Raw genomic sequence first — 17,093 nt, 5'->3', positions numbered from 1 at the left:
ACGACCCTAGAGTGGACACCATGCAGATCTTCAGCAACGTGCAGAGCACCCTGCTGCTCGTGCTCGGCGTGCTCGCCCTCGGGTGCGAGGTCTTCGCGATCGTCGACGCGCTCCGCCACAGCTCGCAGTCCTACGTCGCGGCCGGCAAGCGCACGAAGACGTTCTGGCTCGCGGTCCTCGGGGTCGCGGTGGCCGTGGGGGTCATCACCTTCCAGTACGTCCTCGGCTTCGTCGGCATCATCGCCTTCGTCGCGGCGGCGGTCTACCTCACCGACGTGCGCCCGGCCCTGCGCCAGGTGTCCGGTCGTGGTGGTCGCACGAACCAGGGCCCCTACGGCCCCTGGTGACCTTGCTGGCTCTGGTGGCCCTTGTGACCGTGGTGCCAAACCGGTCCAGCTGACCCACCCCATGGGTCAGACTTGGCCCGACGCCAACCGACGTAAGGGGAACGGATGAGCCAGCATCAGGACGTCAGCACGACGCGAGACGGCCAGGAGGTCGAAGGGCGTGACCCCTCGCACGACATCTTCGTGGCCACACGTCCCTGGGGGCAGTTCCAGCAGTTCGTCTCCAACGAGCAGGTCACGGTCAAGATCATCACCGTCCAGCCCGGCCAGCGCCTGTCGCTGCAGCGTCATGAGCACCGGGGCGAGATGTGGACCGTCCTCGACGGGCCGATGGACATCACCGTCGGTGAGCGCGAGTGGACGGCCCAGCCGGGCGAGACCATCTGGGCCCCGCAGGGTGACCGCCACCGCATGGGCAACAGCGGGCCCGCGCCGACCCGCATTCTCGAGGTCGCCTTCGGTCACTTCGACGAGGACGACATCGAGCGTCTGCACGACGACTACACCCGCTGACCCCGTCGGCCGGGCTGACCGGCGTCAGGTCCTGCTCGACGGGGCAACCGCGCCCCAGGCGACGGTCACCTCGCCCAACCGCCAGCGGCCGGGCCCGTCGAGCAGCGGCCACCCCTGGTCGCGCAACGAGCCCACGGCGGCACCCCAGCGCTGACGCACACCGTACGACGCCATCGGCGCGCCGACGTCCCAGGCGCGGTCGAGGGCGGAGAGCAGGTCGTGCACGCGCTCGCCGGGCACGTTGCGGTGGATCAGGGCTTTCGGGAGCCGCTCGGCCACCTCGGAGGGCCGCCCGAGATCGGCCAGCCGCACCGAGAGGGTCAGGCTGAGCGGCCCGTTCTCGTCGAGCGCGACCCAGGTGCTGCGCCGGCCGAGCTCGTCGCAGGTGCCTTCGACGAGCAGGCCGCCCGGAGCGAGCCGCGCGCACACGCGGGCCCACGCGGCGGCCACCTGCGGCTCGTCGTACTGACGCAGCACGTTGAAGGCGCGCACGAGCGTCGGACGGGCGCCGGACTCGAGCGGGATCTCGAAGCCGCCGAGGGCGAACGTCAGGCCGGGGCGCTCCAGCGGCCTGGCGGCGGCGACGCGTGCCGGGTCGATCTCGATGCCGACGACCTCGACGTCGGGCCGCACCCGACGCAGGCGGTCGTGCAGCTCGACGGCGGTGACCGGCGACGCGCCGTAGCCGAGGTCGACGACGACCGGTGGCGTGGGTGACCGCCGCAGCCGCACGCCCTGCGGCCCCGCGATCCAGCGGTCGACGCGGCGCAGCCGGTTGGGGTTGGTCGTACCGCGGGTCACGACCCCGACGGGCTTGCTGCGCGGCACGCACCGAGCCTACGGGGGTGCACGCAGCGTCACGTGGCCCCCCGTGTGCCGCCCACGGGAATCAGGGACCGCGGGAGGGTGTTGGCGAGGGCGTGACGACCGGCCGCATCCACCGCGTGGCGATGCTCAGCGTGCACACCTCGCCGCTCGCTCAGCCGGGCACCGGTGACGCCGGCGGGCTCAACGTGTACGTCGCCGAGGTCGCCCGGCAGCTGGCCGCGCGCGGCACCGAGGTCGAGGTCTTCACGCGGGCCACGACCGGTGCCCTGCCGCCTGTGGTCGAGATGGTGCCCGGGGTGACGGTGCGGCACGTGGTCGCCGGCCCCTTCGAGGGCCTGTCGAAGCACGACCTGCCGGGCCAGCTCTGCGCCTTCGCCGCGGGGGTCATGCGAGCCGAGGCGGCGAGGCCCCCGGGCTGGTACGACGTGCTCCACTCCCACTACTGGCTCTCCGGCCAGGTCGGCTGGCTGGCATCCGACCGGTTCGACATCCCGCTCGTGCACACGATGCACACGATGGCGCGGGTCAAGAACCGGCACCTGGCCGAGGGTGACACGCCCGAGCCACCCGGTCGCGAGATCGGTGAGGTGCAGGTCGTCGAGGCCGCCGACCGGCTGGTGGCCAACACCGAGCCCGAGAAGCGCGAGCTGGTTGACCTCTACGATGCCGACCCCGTGCGGGTCGAGGTCGTGCCGCCCGGCGTCGACCTCGAGGTCTTCACGCCCGGCGACCAGCGGCGGGCCCGAGCGGCTGTGGGGGTGGCGGATGATGCGGTCATGCTGCTCTTCGTCGGGCGGATCCAGCCCCTCAAGGCCCCCGACGTGCTGCTGCGTCTCGCCGCCGAGCTCGTGCGCCGCGAACCCGTCCTGCGCGAGCGGCTGGTCGTCGCCGTCCTGGGTGGGCCGAGCGGCTCCGGCCTGACCCGCCCGGAGGCCCTCGTCGAGCTCGCTTCCGAGCTCGGCATCCTCGACCTGGTGCGCTTCGTGCCCCCGGTCGACCGGCCTACCCTCGCCACGTGGTTCCGCGCGGCCGACGTCGTGACCGTGCCGTCGCACAACGAGTCGTTCGGGCTGGTCGCCATCGAGGCGCTCGCGTGCGGCACCCCGGTCGTGGCGGCCGAGGTCGGCGGTCTGCCGGCTGCGGTGGGCGACGCCGGCGTCCTCGTCGCAGGCCACGACACCGGGCGGTGGGCCGACGCCGTGGGCGGGCTCCTGGCCGACCCGGCCCGTCGGCGCGAGCTGTCGAGGCGGGCCGTCCGCCACGCGGCCCGCTTCGGGTGGGGCGCGACGACCGACCGGCTGCTCGAGGTCTATGCCGCAGCCCGCGACAGCCGACGCCGTGAGGGCGGGGTGCTCGATCTCACCGACCTCGAGGCCCTCGTGCGGGCCACCGGCGCTGCGTTCCCCTGACCGCTGTGGTTCGCTGGCGAGGTGACCTCGCCGCCCGACCGCCCCAGCCCGCCGGGTGTCCCGGCCGGCGACCTGCCCGCTGACGCTCCCAACGACGCTCCTGACGAGGCGCCTGACGAGGCATCCGCCGGGGGTGGTCCGGTGGCGCAGGCTTCGGCGCGCCTGCTGGCCTACGTCGCCGACGCCGGGCTGGAGCACGAGCCCGGTGGCCGGCCCGGTGAGGCGGTCGTCACCCTGCCGGGCGAGAAGAAGCTGCGCACGGTCGTGTCGGTGGTCATCCGCAGGTCGACGACCTACCTGTCGGCCTTCGTCATCCGCCACCCCGACGAGAACGCCGGCGAGTTCTACCGCTTCCTGCTCCAGCGCAACCTGCGCATGCCGGTGCTCGCCTACGCGGTCGACTCGACCGGCGACGTCTACGTGCGCGGCGAGGTGCCGACCGCGGCGCTCGACGACGACACCCTCGACAAGGTCTTCGGCGTCGTCCTCCAGGCCGCCGACACGCCCTTCAACGACCTCCTCGTGCTCGGCTTCCTCACCTCGATGAAGAAGGAGTGGGCCTGGCGGGTCAGCCGCGGCGAGTCGACCTACAACCTCGAGGCCTTCCGCCACCTCCTCGAGGTCACCGCGGCCCCTTAGGTGGTCAAGGAATCACCCCCCCAGTGGGCTGGAGGGGTGATTCTCTGACCACTGAGGGGCCGGACACGCGGAGTGACCGGCCCCCTGTCGTAGGGAGCGGGTCAGCGCACGTCGTAACGGTCGGCGTCCATGACCGTGGTCCAGGCCGCGACGAAGTCGGCGACGAACTTGTCGGCGGCGTCGTCCAGCGCGTAGACCTCGGCGACCGCGCGCAGCTCGGAGTTGCTGCCGAAGACGAGGTCGTTGCGGGTGCCGGTCCACTTCGTGTCACCGGTGGCGACGTCGGTCGCCTCGAAGACCGCCTCGCCCTCACCGATGGCGTGCCACTCGACACCCATGTCGAGCAGGTTGACGAAGAAGTCGTTGCTCAGCGTGCCCGGTCGGTCGGTGAGCACGCCGTACGACGAGCCCTGGTAGGTGGCTCCGAGGACGCGTAGGCCACCGACGAGGACGGTGAGCTGCGGGGCGCTCAGGCCGAGCAGGTTGGCCCGGTCGACCAGGTGGTACTCCATCGGGAGCCGCGTGCCCTTGCCGAGGTAGTTGCGGAAGCCGTCGGAGGCCGGCTCGAGCCAGGAGAACGACTCGACGTCGGTCTGCTCCTGGGTCGCGTCGGTGCGCCCGGGGGTGACGGGCACGGTGACCGTACGGCCGGCGTCGCTGGCCGCCTTCTCGACCGCCGCGGCGCCACCGATGACGACGAGGTCGGCGAAGGAGACGCGCTTGCTGCCGGACTGCGCGGCGTTGAAGGCGCTCTGCACGCCCTCGAGGGCGGTGATGACGCCGGTCAGGCGACCGGGCTCGTTGGCCTCCCAGCTGCGCATCGGCTCGAGGCGGATGCGGCCACCGTTGGCGCCACCGCGCTTGTCGCTGATGCGGAACGACGCGGCCGAGGCCCACGCGGTCGACACGAGGTCGGCCACGCTCACACCGGTGGCGAGCACGTGCGCCTTGAGGTCGGCCACGTCGGCGTCGGAGACCAGCTCGTGGTCGACGGCCGGCACCGGGTCCTGCCAGAGCAGCTCCTCCGACGGCACCTCGGGTCCGAGATAACGGTTCTTCGGGCCCATGTCGCGGTGGGTGAGCTTGAACCAGGCGCGGGCGAACGCATCGGCGAACTCGGCCGGGTTCTCGTGGAAGTGGCGGGAGACCTGCTCGTAGGCCGGGTCGACGCGCAGGGCGATGTCGGTCGTGAGCATGGTCGGCACGCGGCGGGGGGACTCGGGGGCGGGCCCGGGCACCGTGCCCGCACCGCCGCCGTCCTTGGGCTGCCACTGGTGCGCGCCCGCGGGGCTCTTGGTCAGCTCCCACTCGTAGCCGAAGAGGTTGTCGAAGTAGCCGTTGGACCACTGGGTGGGCGTGGAGGTCCAGGTGACCTCGAGCCCGCTGGTGATCGCGTCGGCCCCCTTGCCGGTGCCGTAGCCGTTCTTCCAGCCGAGACCCAGCTGCTCGATGGGCGCACCCTCGGGCTCGGGCCCGACGTGCGGGTTAGGGTCGGCCGCGCCGTGTGTCTTGCCGAAGGTGTGACCGCCGGCGATGAGGGCGACGGTCTCGTAGTCGTTCATCGCCATCCGCCCGAAGGTCTCGCGGATGTCGTGGGCCGAGGCGAGCGGGTCGGGGCGGCCGTTGGGCCCTTCGGGGTTGACGTAGATCAGACCCATCTGGACCGCGGCGAGGGGGTTGTCGAGGGTGCGCTCACCGGTGTAGCGCTCGTCGCCGAGCCACTCGCGCTCGGGGCCCCAGTAGATGTCCTGGTCGGGCTCGTAGACGTCGGCGCGGCCACCGGCGAAGCCGAAGGTGTCGAAGCCCATCGACTCGAGCGCGACGTTGCCGGTGAGCACGATGAGGTCGGCCCACGAGATCGACTGGCCGTACTTCCTCTTGATCGGCCACAGCAGACGGCGGGCCTTGTCGAGGTTGCCGTTGTCGGGCCAGGAGTTGAGGGGGGCGAAGCGCTGCATACCGGCGCTGGCGCCACCGCGGCCGTCCTGCACGCGGTAGGTGCCCGCACTGTGCCACGCCATGCGGATCATCAGGCCGCCGTAGTGACCGAAGTCGGCGGGCCACCAGTCCTGCGAGGTGGTGAGCATCTGCTCGATGTCGGTCTTGACCGCACCCAGGTCGAGGGCGTTGAAGGCCGCGCGGTAGTCGAAGTCGCCGCCCATCGGGTTGGCCACGGATGGGTGCTTGCGCAGGATCGCGAGGTTGAGCTGCTCGGGCCACCACTCGTGGTTGCTGCCGCCGGCGACCGGCTCGGGCAGCTGGCCGTGCGCGACGGGGCAGCCGCCGGGCGCGTTGTTGCTCGAGTCGTTGTCGTTCATGTGCTGCTCGCGGGTGTCGTGGTCAGTCACGCGGTGGTCCTTATCTGAGAGGGATCGGGCAGGGAGGAGCGGGACGGGCTGGAGGTGGCGCAGGCAGGGCACAGGCCCCAGTAGATGACCTCGGCCTCGTCGACGACGAAGCCCGGGTCGGTGGTCGCGGGCGAGGGGGTGAGGCAGGGCGCCTCGCCCACGGCGCAGTCGATGTCGGTGATCGCGCCGCAGCCGCGGCACACGGCGTGGTGGTGGTTGTCGGCGACCCGCGCCTCGTAGCGCGCGAGGTGGCCGAGCGGCTGGATGCGGCGCACGAGCCCGGCGGTGCTCAGCGCGCGGAGCACGTCGTAGACGGCCTGGTGCGAGACCTGCCCCAGCTCGACCCGCACGTCGCGCAGGATGGTGTCGGTGTCGCTGTGGGGTCGCGCGTGCACAGCGCCCAGCACAGCCATCCGCGGCCGGGTCACCCGCAGGTGCGATCCGCGCAACAGGTGCTCGAGGGTCTCGAGCGGGGGGGCGGCGGGCATGCCCCCACCCTCCCCCCTTTTCTTGAATCAGTCAAGACCAGTCCCGCATGGAGGGACGCACCGACCGTTTTGACCGTTAGGCGTAGAGTTGTGAATCGTGACGGCGCGACCTGGGCCGGTCTCGACCACATCGCCACGGCCGCCGGCCTCGCGCTCGCGGGTGTCGGTGTACTCGCCGGGCTGTGGCGGAACCTGCGGTCCGAGGGCCGCTTTCCGTGGGCCTCGGTGCTCGCCGGGTCGGGGTGGTACCGGCGCGGCCGGCACCGGGCCTGAGGGGGTTGTCAGCGGTCCGGGACCTCGGGCAGCTCCCGCGGTATCGACCGACCGACGACTCTTGCCTCAGGCTAAGAACCGCTATCGAGGGCAAAGCCACCCAGCCAGCGTGGGCAATGGCCGCAGGTCGGCCGGCCTGCCGGCCGGGCAGGATCAGGGGACGGGGGTCATCGCGAGCACGTGGAACGAGGTGCGGCAGGTGCCGCGGGCGAAGGTGCTGCCGATGTCGGGCAGGGTCAGGCCGGCGACGGGCAGGTCGAGGAAGTTCGGGTTGACCGGGACGGTCACGTGGTAGATCCAGGGCCTCGTCGTCGGGGAGGGCGTGGTCCCGAGGTCGGCGTAGGGCAGCCGCCAGGCGGAGACGAGCCGCGGGGTGGCCAGCTCGAACGGGTCGGTGGGCGTCGGGTAGGTCACGTGGGTCGCGGTCGTCGAGGCCGGGGTCAGCAGGTCGGGGATGGTGGGGACGGTCGGCGTCGTCGTCACGCTGTCGTCCGGGAGCACCTGGTTGAGCGAGAACGTGGTCCGTGGGTAGTCGTGCGTGACGTCGGGAGGCGGCGCGACGTCGCCGCAGGCCGCGGCGACGAGGAGGTCGACGGATTGCAGCACCCGCGGCGTGGGGCCGATGGGGATGGTCTGGCCCATGGCCACGACGTTGTCGGCGGCCCCCCGGGCCGAACCCTTCGGGGTGGGCAGCTGGAAGGGCACGCCGTCGATCATCACGGGTGCCGACCGTCGCAGCCGGGCACCGGAGAGCCCGAGGGCCCGCAGGGAGAGGTTGACCCGCTCGGGCGTGCCACCGAGGTCGGTGGCGAGGCCGACGGGGGCGGTGCTCCCGTCGGTGCTGACGATGCCGTGGTTGTTAAGGGCGTCCGCGAAGGACGTCGTGGTGAAACCGTTCACGGGGGAGCCGGTCAGCAGGTCGAGGCCCACGGCATACCCCTGGTCGTCCCGGCCGGTGACCGGGTCGAGGTAGCCGGTCGCGGTGTGGCCGCGCAGGGTGAGGGTGAGGCGGTGGGTGCCGCGGGTGAGGCGGCTCCCGCCCAGGTCGACCCACGCCTGCCCCGGGGCACTGGCGAAGCCGTCGAAGACCGTGGGGCCGACGGGCTGTCCGTCGAGGATGAAGTCGACCTTCGCGTGGTGCGGGCCCGTCGCCATGAGCGCGTTGACCGCGTAGCTGCCGTCGACGCCGACCACGAAGGTCGTGGTCACGCTCTGGCCCACCGGGCTGGTGGTGCCCCGGGCGGGCACGATGTGCAGCTGCGCGCCCGCGGAGGCCGAGGGCGCGAACTCGACGTAGGTCGCCGCGGTGCTGCGGCCCACGGGCAGACCCTCACCCTCGAGCCGGGTGGGCAGGACCCCTGAGCCGTTGCTGATGGTGGGGGCGACGTAGAACGTGTAGGCGGTGGTGCCGCTCGCGTTATGGGCACCGTCGAAGGCCGAGGTCCAGAGCGTGTGCCGGCCCGGCGGCAGGTCGGCCGGCACGGTGAACGTGGAATCGGTCTGGTAGCCGGTCCGGGCGCGGGGGTCGGACGCGTAGGTGCACGTGCCGGAGGCGAGGCTCGGCGGGGTCACGTCCCAGCCGAACGCGTACCCGGCTGCTGTCTGCGTGGACGACGCGGAGGTAGACGCGATGGTCTTGCCGACCGTGCCGCCGTACAGGTCGGGCGGGTAGTCGACGCTGGCCGACACCGGCGCGCCCGGCGCGCTCGTGTCGAGGACGAAGCGCTGCGTGGGTGACCAGGCGGAGACCTGGCGGGTGGTGCCCGTGCCGGTGACCCCGCGCACCCGCCAGGCGTACGTCCCGTCTCGGCCGAGCGTCGCGGTCCACGACACGGGGATCCCGTCCGCAGCGCCGGCCACCTCGTGGCGCGTCGGGACGCCGGTGCTGTCGCTGATCTCGAACTCCAGCGTGGGCCGGTGGTCGACGGGGTCGGTGGTCTCGGCCGTGAAGGTGGGGGTCGCCGTGGTGACGAAGGTCGGGGCGTTCGCGCACGCGACCCGCGCGTACTGCAGGCCCGTGGGCACGGGCAGGGGCGCCGCTGCGTCCTGGGGCCGGGAGCGATCAGGAACGTAGCACCGTGACGACCGCGGGCGCAGGCGTCTGGGCGAGACCGCCCTCGATAGGCTCACGCCCATGACCTCCACCCTCGTGCTGCTCCGCCACGGCGAGAGCGTCTGGAACGCCAAGAACCTCTTCACCGGCTGGGTCGACGTCGACCTGTCCGACAAGGGCCGCGCCGAGGCAGTCGCAGGCGGGCGGATGCTCACCGACGCCGGCGTGCTGCCCGACGTCGTCCACACCTCGGTCCTGCGTCGCGCGATCACCACGGCCAACCTCGCGCTCGACGCGGCCGACCGTCACTGGATCCCCGTCAAGCGCGACTGGCGCCTCAACGAACGGCACTACGGCGACCTGCAGGGCAAGGACAAGAAGCAGACGATGGAGCAGTTCGGCGAGGAGCAGTTCATGCTCTGGCGCCGCTCCTACGACACCCCGCCGCCGGCCATCTCCGCCGACAACGCCAACGGACAGGCCGGCGACCCGCGGTATGCCGGGCTCGGCGACGCGATGCCGTCCACCGAGTGCCTCAAGGACGTCGTCACGAGACTGATCCCTTACTGGGAGAACGAGATCCAGCCCGACCTGCGCGCCGGCAAGGTCGTCCTCGTCGTGGCCCACGGCAACTCGCTGCGGGCCCTGGTCAAGCACCTCGACGGCATCGGCGACGACGACATCGCCGCGCTCAACATCCCGACCGGCATGCCGCTGGTCTACGAGCTCGACGAGGTCGAGGGTGGCTTCGCCCCCGTCACGCCCGGCGGGCGCTACCTCGACCCGGAGGCGGCCGCAGCCGCCGCGGCGGCCGTCGCGAACCAGGGCCGCTGACTCCATACGGGCACGGCGGATGAAGCCACCCCCACTGGACCTTGTTGCGCCGGATCTGCTCGTCGAGCGCGTTCTGGGCCCAGAGACGGGCGCGTCCGGCGCACCAGGGCGACGTCAGGCGATGGGCTCGTCCTCCTGGTCCTCGCGGTCGAGCTCCTCAGGCTGGAACGCGCCCGTGACGAGGAAGACGACCCGGCGGGCGACCGAGACGGCGTGGTCGGCGAAGCGCTCGTAGTAGCGCCCCAGCAGGGTGAGGTCGACGATCATCTCGGGGGTGTAGGCCCCCCGCTCGGACAGCAGCGCCGCGAAGAGGTTGCGGTGCAGCTCGTCCATCTCGTCGTCGTCCCGCGCGAGGCTGAGGGCGGCCTCGGTGTCCTTCGAGGAGATGATCGAGCCGGCCTTGGCGACGATGCGCTCGGCGACCTGACCCATCTCGAGCACGTGCGACGTGAGGGTCGGCGGCACGGCCTTGTCGGGGTAGCGCAGGCGCGCGACCTTCGCCACGTGGCGGGCGAGGTCACCCATCCGCTCGAGGTCCGAGCTCATCCGCATCGACGTGACCACGATGCGCAGGTCGGTGGCCACGGGCTGCTGGCGCGCGAGCAGGTTGATCGAGAGCTCGTCGAGCTCCTCGCGGATCCTGTCGAGCTGCTCGTCGGCGGCGATGACGCTCTCGGCGAGGTGGACGTCGGCGTCGAGCAGCGCGGTCGTGGCCCGGGCCATCGCCGATCCGGCGAAGCGCGTCATCTCGACGAGCTGGTCGGTGATGGTGTCGAGGTCCTCGTGGTACGCGTCGCGCATGGCGGTGTCCTTGTCCCGAGATGTCGGCCGGGGGCGACCGGTGGTGAGCGGAGTGCGTGGTGCGGCGGGTGAGCCTACTGCGAGGTGGTGACCCGGGCACCAGCAGGCCCGACGGTGCCACCCCGGGGTGAACGGTTCGTGCCGGGAAGGTGAACTTCGCGCTGCCGGCCCTTCTCGGAGCGGCGCGACGGCCACGGCGGGGTGACACTCGGTCCTAGTCTTGTCGGGTGGACCCGTCGACTGCTGCCGTGCTCGGCTCCCTCGTCGGGGTCCTGGGAGGTGGTGGCGCCGCCCTCGCGCTGAGGACGACCCTGCACCGACGACCGGAGGACCCGAGCCACATGAAGACGACCGCGGCGCCCCTGCCGCCCGGCGTCGGCGACGTGCTCGCTGTCCTGCGCTCGAGCGGGGTGGTGCTCGACGCCTCTGACGCGGTGGTCACCAGCTCGCCCTCCGCCCTCACGATGGGGATCGTGCGCTCCGGCGAGCTCGGGCACCCCGAGCTGCTCGCGATGGTGCGGGCGGTGCGCCGCGACGGGGTCATCCGCGAGCACGAGCTCGTCCTGCCCCGGGGCCCGCTGGGTGAGGCGAGCATGGTGGTGGACGCTCGCGTCGCGCCGCTGGGTGACTCTCACGTGCTGCTGCTCGTCGACGACCGGAGCCAGGCCCTGCGGGTCGAGGAGACGCGGCGCGACTTCGTCGCCAACGTCTCGCACGAGCTGAAGACGCCCGTAGGCGGTCTGGCCCTGCTCGCTGAGGCCGTGCTCGAGGCGCACGACGACCCCGAGGCCGTGGCCCGCTTCGCCCGGCGCATGCAGGTCGAGTCGACCCGGCTCACCCGGCTGGTGCAGGAGATCGTCGACCTCTCGCGCATCCAGGTGGCCGACACCCTCAGCGACCCCGACCGCATCGACCTGCTCGGCGTCGCGAAGGAGGCCGTCGACATCTCGCGGCTGTCGGCCGAGACCAAGAAGATCGCCCTCGTGGTGGCGCACGACAGCGGACGGCACGAGGTCTGGGGCGAGCACGACCTGCTGACGACCGCCATCAGCAACCTCGTCGGCAACGCGATCGCCTACTCTGAGAACGGCACTCGCGTGACGGTCAAGGTCGCGACCGGCGGCGGCCTGGTCACGGTGGCCGTGACCGACCAGGGGCAGGGCATCCCGCTGAGCGACCAGGAGCGCATCTTCGAGCGCTTCTACCGCGTCGACGGCGCCCGGTCGCGCGCGACCGGCGGCACCGGCCTCGGGCTGGCCATCGTCAAGCACGTCTGCGCCAACCACGGTGGTGAGGTGACCGTGTGGAGCGAGCCCGGCCACGGATCGACCTTCACGATGCGACTGCCCGCTGCCGGCGACCACCCACCCACCCCGACCGAGCACCACGACCAGAGCGCGCCGGCCGATCCGGGCACCCTGGCCCACTCGGTCGTCGCCGAGCTAGACACGATCCCCCAGTCGCGCTCCGGTGCGCGAGCGGGCAACCGAACAGAGGTCTCATGAGCCGCATCCTGGTCGTCGAGGACGAGGAGTCCTACTCCGACCCGCTGTCCTACCTGCTGCGCAAGGAGGGCTACGACGTCGTCGTGACCGAGACCGGCCCCGACGGGCTGGCCGAGTTCGACCAGAACGGCGCCGACCTGGTGCTGCTCGACCTGATGCTGCCGGGGCTGCCGGGCGTCGACGTCTGTCGGGCCCTGCGCCAGCGCTCGACGGTGCCGATCATCATGCTGACGGCCAAGGACAGCGAGATCGACAAGGTCGTCGGCCTCGAGATGGGGGCCGACGACTACGTGACCAAGCCCTACTCCTCACGCGAGCTGCTCGCCCGGGTCAAGGCGGTGCTGCGCCGGCTCAGCGAGCCCGAGGACCTGCTGCCCCCGACCCTCGAGGCGGGGCCGGTGCGCATGGACATCGAGCGGCACGTGGTCACTGTCGGGGGGGAGCCGACGTCGCTGCCGCTGAAGGAGTTCGAGCTGCTCGAGATCCTGCTGCGCAACGCGGGTCGTGTGCTGACCCGCATGCAGCTGATCGACCGGGTCTGGGGCAGCGACTACGTCGGCGACACCAAGACCCTCGACGTGCACGTCAAGCGCCTGCGGGCCAAGATCGAGCCCGACCCGGGGCATCCGCGGCACATCATCACCGTGCGCGGCCTCGGCTACAAGTTCGAAGCCGTCTGACCGCTGGATCCGCCGGTGTCGGCGCCCTCAGCGCTGGCCTCGCGGGCCGGGGCGGCTCAGCCCGCGGTCGTCGGGGTCGTCGAGGGGGGTGTCGTCGGCGTGAGCGTGCTGTAGTACTCGGTCGGCAGCAGCACCGGCACCGAGGCCACGGCGGTGCCGTCGGAGGTCGTCATGCTCAGGGGCGTCAGGGCGCCCGGAGCGGCGGCCACCGACGGGATCTCCACGGTCGAGATCCGTAGCTGCTGGCGCGGCCGCAGCGTGATCGTCGTTGTCGTCGTCGGCAGGGCCGGCTCTGCGGCGGCGGCACCCGCGGCGGCGGCACCGGCGAATCTCACGGTGACGTTCTCGGTGCCGGTGTTGATCACCGACCCGGACAGCACTCCGGTCGCACCCTTGGCCGAGGCCACGATGAGCAGGTCGCGCGCCTTCACCGTGCCGACGTCGAGGGCGACGCCGTCGGCCGGCTGGTAGGGCACCAGCGTCTGGGACGGCGAGGTGGCGGTGCACCCCGCCACGAGGGCGAGGCCGGCGGCGGCCACGGTCACGGTGACGGCTCGGCTTGCCCGTCCCAGCCGGCGCGGGCCGGTGCTGCGGGGCGGTGCGCCCAGGCGCAGGTCGGCGGGGGTGCTGTCGAGGGATGCGGGCCGGGTCACGCGGGAGAGCCTACCGGGACAGGCTTGGCGAGCGTCGATCCGCGCTCGCGACAGGGGCCGTTCGGAGGGTGGGCGGCGACCGTTCCGGGCTTGTCCCGGGCCCGGTGGCCGGCCGCTCGTCGTCGACCTCTTGCACGCCGACCCGCCCTTTGTCAAGGGTTCACCTTGCGTCGGTATCGCTGCCGTCAAGGCTCTGACCTGCATAAACGTAGCCCTGACGGTTCCGCCGGGCGGCCAGGGCGTGGTACTCTGAAGGTCGCGAAAGGGGAAAACAGCACATGGTTTTCAAGGTCGGCGAAACGGTCGTGTACCCCCACCACGGGGCGGCACTCATCGAAGAAATCAGGACTCGTACCGTCAGGGGCGAGGACAAGCTCTACCTCAAGCTGAAGGTCGCTCAAGGCGATCTCACCATCGAGGTCCCCGCCGAGAACTGCGATCTCGTGGGTGTCCGCGACGTCGTGGGCCAGGAGGGGCTCGACAAGGTGTTCGAGGTGCTGCGGGCTCCGCACACCGAAGAGCCGACCAACTGGTCGCGCCGTTACAAGGCCAATCTCGAGAAGCTTGCCTCGGGCGACGTGATCAAGGTCGCCGAGGTCGTGCGTGACCTGTGGCGTCGTGAGAAGGACCGCGGACTGTCCGCCGGTGAGAAGCGGATGCTGGCCAAGGCGCGGCAGATCCTCGTCTCCGAGCTGGCGCTCGCCGAGAAGACGAACGAGGACAAGGCCGAGGCCATCCTCGACGAGGTCCTCGCGTCCTGATCAGTTCTCCGCCACTCCAGCCAGAGCCGCCGCCCCTCGGGCCGGCGGCTCTGGCTGTGGTGGTGGTGGCCGCGGGCTCGGGCTCGCGCCTGGGCGCGGGGGTGCCCAAGGCCTTCGTGTCGGTCGGTGGCGCGACCCTGCTCGAGCACGCCCTGCGACGGGTCCTCGGATGCCCTGCGGTGCAGCTGGTGACAGTCGTGGCCCCCGCGGGCCACCTCGTCGCCGCGCGTGAGGCGGTGGCCGCCGCGTCGGCTCCCACCGGCGTCCGCATCGTCGTCGTCTCCGGGGGTGTCGACCGCCGCGACTCGGTCGCCGCGGGTCTCGCGACAGTGAGCCCCGACTTCGACGTGGTGCTCGTCCACGACGCAGCACGCGCCCTGGCCCCGTCGTCGCTCTTCGCGTCGGTCGCGGCAGCGGTCCGCGCCGGCCACCCCGCAGTGGTGCCGGGCCTACCCGTCGTCGACACCGTCAAGGAGGTCGACGACGACGGCGTGGTCGTCTCCACCCCGGACCGGGCGCGGCTGCGCGCGATCCAGACCCCGCAGGGCTTCTCCCGCGCGGTGCTCGAGCGGGCGCACGCGCAGCTCGGCGCGGCGGTCACCGACGACGCCGCCCTCGTCGAGCGACTGGGCCTGCCGGTGCTCGTGGTGCCGGGCGACCCTCTCGCCGAGAAGGTCACCACCCCCCGCGACCTCGCGCACGCCGAGGCCGCCCTGCGCGCGACCTCCTCCTGACCCCTTCCCGACGCCCACCCGACCTCGTCGGGTACCCCTCACCACCAGGCGTGGTTGGATGATGACGCCTCGATCCCGGCCCTCCGCGTGCGCCGGGCCCTTGCCCAGGAGCCGCCCCATGAGCCCAGTCGCCGTCGTCACCGGGGGCGGCACCGGCATCGGTGCCGCCACCGCCACCCGGCTGGCGGCCGACGGCTTCGAGGTCATCGTCCTCGGCCGCCGTCTGGGGCCGCTGCAGGAGGTTGCCGCCCGGGTGCCGGGCGTGCGGGCGATGGTGCTCGACGTCACCGACAGCGTCGCCGTCGCCGTCGCGGCCGCCGAGATCGGCGTGTGCGACGTGCTCGTCAACAACGCCGGCGGGGCTCTCGGCGCCGATCCCGTCGCGACCGGCTCGGCCGAGCAGTGGCGGGCGATGTTCGAGGTCAACACCATCGGCACCCTCCTGGTCACCCAGGCCCTGCTGCCAGCGCTGCGCCGCTCGTCGGGGGCGACGATCGTCAACCTCAGCTCGACGGCGGGCCTGGGCACCTACGAGGGCGGCGGCGGCTACACCGCAGCCAAGCACGGGCTCAGCGCGCTGACCGAGACCCTGCGTCTCGAGCTCAACGGCACCCAGGTGCGGGTCGTCGAGGTGTGCCCCGGCATGGTCCGCACCGACGACTTCGCGCTCACGCGCTTCCAGGGTGATCAGGCCAAGGCTGACAAGGTCTACGAGGGCGTCGACCGCCCGCTGGTGGCCGACGACGTCGCCGCCTGCGTGGCGTTCTGCGTCGCGCTGCCGCAGCACGTCAACGTCGACCGCCTCGTCGTCAAGCCCGTCGCGCAGGCGGCTCAGCACAAGGTCTGGCGCCAGCCGATCCCGTGGGACGGCGCGGGTGACTGACGCCGGCCCGGCGGCCTACGGTATGCCGCGGGTGGGCGTGGGGGTCGACGTGCACGCCCTCGCCCCCGAGGGGTCGCCGCGCGAGCTCTGGGTGGCGGGGCTGTGCTGGCCGGGGGAGCGCGGGCTCGACGGCCACTCCGACGCCGACGTCGCGGCCCACGCGTGCTGCGACGCGCTCTTCTCGGCGGCCGGCATCGGTGACCTGGGGGCGCACTTCGGCACCGGTCGACCCGAGCTCGCGGGAGCCTCAGGCGTCACGCTGCTGACCGAGGCTGCGCGGCTGGTCCGGGAGGCGGGCTACGAGATCGGCAACATCGCCGTGCAGGTCGTCGGCAACCGACCCCAGGTCGGCACGCGGCGGGGCGAGGCCCAGACGGCCCTGAGCAACGCCGCCGGCGCACCGGTCTCTGTCGGCGGCACGACGACCGACGCCCTCGGCCTGACCGGTCGCGGCGAGGGCGTCGCGGCGATCGCCAGCGCGCTCGTCGTCCCGCGCACCCCGCCCCCGCCCCCGCCCTGACGTTCCGAACTAGGGAAACCCGTGGTTCTGGGGGTTCCCTGAGCCCAGAACGACGGGTTTCCCTAGTTCGGAGCGGGGGTCAGGGGGTGAGGGTGGCGGCCCAGGCTCGCACCAGGGGGAGCCAGGCGGTCTGCAGGGCGGGCTCGGCCTCCTTGACGGCGCGGACCACCTCGTCGACGTCGACCCCGCGGTCGCGGGCGGTCGCTCGGTCGATGTCGGCCCAGTGGAGCAGGATGTCGGCGCCGGCCTCGGGGTGCCACTGCACACCCCACGCGGCGGGGGCGAAGCGGGCGGCCTGCAGCTCGCCGTACGCGTTGCGGGCCAGTGCGGTCGCCCCGCTGGGCAGGCCGGTCACGATGTCGGCGTTCCACTGCACCGCGAGGCTGCCCCCCGCGTGCAGCACGGGGTCGCGGCTGCGCTCCGGCAGCCACCCGACCTGGGTGAGGCCGATGCGTGGGCCGAGCGGGTTGGTCACGACCTCACCCCCGAGGGCGACCGCCATCAGCTGGTGCCCGAGACACACCCCCAGTGCCGGTATGCCGCCGGCCGCCGCCTCGCGCAGCCTCGCCTTCGTCGTGGCGAGCCACCCGTGGCGGGCGTCGTCGTGCGCGCCCATGTGTCCGCCGAGCACGACGAGGCCGGCGTGGTCGGCGAGCGAGCCGGGGAGGCCGTCGCCGGCATACGGCCGGCGCACGTCGAGGAGCACCCCCTGCTCGCCGAGCCAGTCGCCGACCCAGCCGGGCGGGCACTCCTGCTGGTGCTCGACGACCAGGACCGGCCGCGTCGGGTGGGCCTCGCGCATGCGGACAGGCTACGGGGCTGGA

At 72.5% G+C, this 17,093-nt stretch carries 19 protein-coding genes; 12 read left to right on the top strand and 7 right to left on the bottom strand.

What is annotated here, in order from left to right; all coding sequences use genetic code 11:
- The first annotated feature begins 20 nt into the window (after positions 1–20).
- Entirely contained in the window at positions 21–347 is a 327-nt protein-coding gene (locus V3N99_07825; GenBank protein MEO3936656.1) for a DUF2516 family protein, read from the top strand.
- A gap of 105 nt (positions 348–452) precedes the next feature.
- Complete coding sequence (locus V3N99_07820) at positions 453–860, top strand: phosphomannose isomerase type II C-terminal cupin domain (GenBank protein ID MEO3936655.1); 408 nt, start codon at positions 453–455, stop codon at positions 858–860.
- A 24-nt stretch (positions 861–884) separates the two neighbouring features.
- On the opposite strand, the gene V3N99_07815 is transcribed toward V3N99_07820, so the two are convergent.
- On the bottom strand, positions 885–1,688 hold the full coding sequence (locus tag V3N99_07815) for a class I SAM-dependent methyltransferase (GenBank protein ID MEO3936654.1): 804 nt from the start codon (positions 1,686–1,688) through the stop codon (positions 885–887).
- Positions 1,689–1,810: 122 nt separating this feature from the next.
- Between V3N99_07815 and mshA the strand changes: the two genes are divergently transcribed.
- Both mshA and V3N99_07805 read left to right on the top strand, forming a co-directional pair.
- Positions 1,811–3,097 carry a D-inositol-3-phosphate glycosyltransferase gene (mshA, locus tag V3N99_07810; GenBank protein ID MEO3936653.1) on the top strand — a complete coding sequence of 429 codons (1,287 nt, stop codon included), beginning with the start codon at positions 1,811–1,813 and terminating at the stop codon, positions 3,095–3,097.
- 141 nt (positions 3,098–3,238) lie between these two features.
- The gene (locus tag V3N99_07805) at positions 3,239–3,736 is read left to right on the top strand and encodes a YbjN domain-containing protein (GenBank protein ID MEO3936652.1); all 498 of its coding nucleotides are present in this window, start codon (positions 3,239–3,241) and stop codon (positions 3,734–3,736) included.
- A 101-nt stretch (positions 3,737–3,837) separates the two neighbouring features.
- On the opposite strand, the gene katG is transcribed toward V3N99_07805, so the two are convergent.
- Together katG and V3N99_07795 are read right to left on the bottom strand one after the other, a co-directional pair.
- Positions 3,838–6,054: a catalase/peroxidase HPI gene (gene katG / locus V3N99_07800; GenBank protein ID MEO3936651.1), complete on the bottom strand. Its 2,217-nt coding sequence runs from the start codon at positions 6,052–6,054 to the stop codon at positions 3,838–3,840.
- 26 nt (positions 6,055–6,080) lie between these two features.
- Positions 6,081–6,572, bottom strand: a complete 492-nt coding sequence (locus V3N99_07795; protein ID MEO3936650.1) for a Fur family transcriptional regulator — start codon at positions 6,570–6,572, stop codon at positions 6,081–6,083.
- Positions 6,573–6,662: 90 nt separating this feature from the next.
- Here V3N99_07795 and V3N99_07790 point away from each other — a divergent pair, with 90 nt between their 5' ends.
- Positions 6,663–6,845, top strand: coding sequence for a hypothetical protein (locus tag V3N99_07790; protein MEO3936649.1), 183 nt, complete (start codon positions 6,663–6,665; stop codon positions 6,843–6,845).
- Between the two features lie 153 nt (positions 6,846–6,998).
- Here the strand turns inward: V3N99_07790 and V3N99_07785 are convergent, their stop codons facing one another.
- Complete coding sequence (locus tag V3N99_07785) at positions 6,999–8,870, bottom strand: hypothetical protein (protein ID MEO3936648.1); 1,872 nt, start codon at positions 8,868–8,870, stop codon at positions 6,999–7,001.
- A gap of 109 nt (positions 8,871–8,979) precedes the next feature.
- Here V3N99_07785 and V3N99_07780 point away from each other — a divergent pair, with 109 nt between their 5' ends.
- Positions 8,980–9,732 carry a phosphoglyceromutase gene (locus V3N99_07780; protein ID MEO3936647.1) on the top strand — a complete coding sequence of 251 codons (753 nt, stop codon included), beginning with the start codon at positions 8,980–8,982 and terminating at the stop codon, positions 9,730–9,732.
- Positions 9,733–9,846: 114 nt separating this feature from the next.
- Here V3N99_07780 and phoU read toward each other — a convergent pair whose 3' ends face one another.
- Positions 9,847–10,533: a phosphate signaling complex protein PhoU gene (phoU, locus tag V3N99_07775; protein MEO3936646.1), complete on the bottom strand. Its 687-nt coding sequence runs from the start codon at positions 10,531–10,533 to the stop codon at positions 9,847–9,849.
- 227 nt (positions 10,534–10,760) lie between these two features.
- On the opposite strand from phoU, the gene V3N99_07770 reads away from it, so the two are divergent.
- Together V3N99_07770 and V3N99_07765 are read left to right on the top strand one after the other, a co-directional pair.
- Complete coding sequence (locus tag V3N99_07770) at positions 10,761–12,038, top strand: ATP-binding protein (GenBank protein ID MEO3936645.1); 1,278 nt, start codon at positions 10,761–10,763, stop codon at positions 12,036–12,038.
- Positions 12,035–12,718 carry a response regulator transcription factor gene (locus V3N99_07765; GenBank protein ID MEO3936644.1) on the top strand — a complete coding sequence of 228 codons (684 nt, stop codon included), beginning with the start codon at positions 12,035–12,037 and terminating at the stop codon, positions 12,716–12,718. The genes V3N99_07770 and V3N99_07765 overlap by 4 nt, the downstream gene beginning before the upstream one ends.
- A 56-nt stretch (positions 12,719–12,774) precedes the next feature.
- On the opposite strand, the gene V3N99_07760 is transcribed toward V3N99_07765, so the two are convergent.
- Positions 12,775–13,371 carry a hypothetical protein gene (locus V3N99_07760; protein ID MEO3936643.1) on the bottom strand — a complete coding sequence of 199 codons (597 nt, stop codon included), beginning with the start codon at positions 13,369–13,371 and terminating at the stop codon, positions 12,775–12,777.
- A 278-nt stretch (positions 13,372–13,649) separates the two neighbouring features.
- Between V3N99_07760 and V3N99_07755 the strand changes: the two genes are divergently transcribed.
- From V3N99_07755 to ispF, 4 genes are all read left to right on the top strand, one after another.
- The gene (locus tag V3N99_07755) at positions 13,650–14,132 is read left to right on the top strand and encodes a CarD family transcriptional regulator (GenBank protein ID MEO3936642.1); all 483 of its coding nucleotides are present in this window, start codon (positions 13,650–13,652) and stop codon (positions 14,130–14,132) included.
- A 56-nt stretch (positions 14,133–14,188) separates the two neighbouring features.
- Positions 14,189–14,866, top strand: coding sequence for a 2-C-methyl-D-erythritol 4-phosphate cytidylyltransferase (gene ispD, locus V3N99_07750; GenBank protein ID MEO3936641.1), 678 nt, complete (start codon positions 14,189–14,191; stop codon positions 14,864–14,866).
- A 118-nt stretch (positions 14,867–14,984) separates the two neighbouring features.
- Entirely contained in the window at positions 14,985–15,749 is a 765-nt protein-coding gene (locus V3N99_07745) for an SDR family NAD(P)-dependent oxidoreductase (protein ID MEO3936640.1), read from the top strand.
- Between the two features lie 22 nt (positions 15,750–15,771).
- Positions 15,772–16,269: a 2-C-methyl-D-erythritol 2,4-cyclodiphosphate synthase gene (gene ispF, locus V3N99_07740; GenBank protein MEO3936639.1), complete on the top strand. Its 498-nt coding sequence runs from the start codon at positions 15,772–15,774 to the stop codon at positions 16,267–16,269.
- 79 nt (positions 16,270–16,348) lie between these two features.
- On the opposite strand, the gene V3N99_07735 is transcribed toward ispF, so the two are convergent.
- A complete protein-coding gene (locus tag V3N99_07735) occupies positions 16,349–17,071 on the bottom strand; it encodes a type 1 glutamine amidotransferase (protein MEO3936638.1) in 723 nt (240 codons plus the stop codon).
- Positions 17,072–17,093 lie beyond the last annotated feature (22 nt).

This window comes from Dermatophilaceae bacterium Soc4.6, from assembly GCA_039889245.1.
Lineage (GTDB): Bacteria > Actinomycetota > Actinomycetes > Actinomycetales > Dermatophilaceae > Lapillicoccus.
This window is presented reverse-complemented; position numbering and strand designations above follow the sequence as displayed.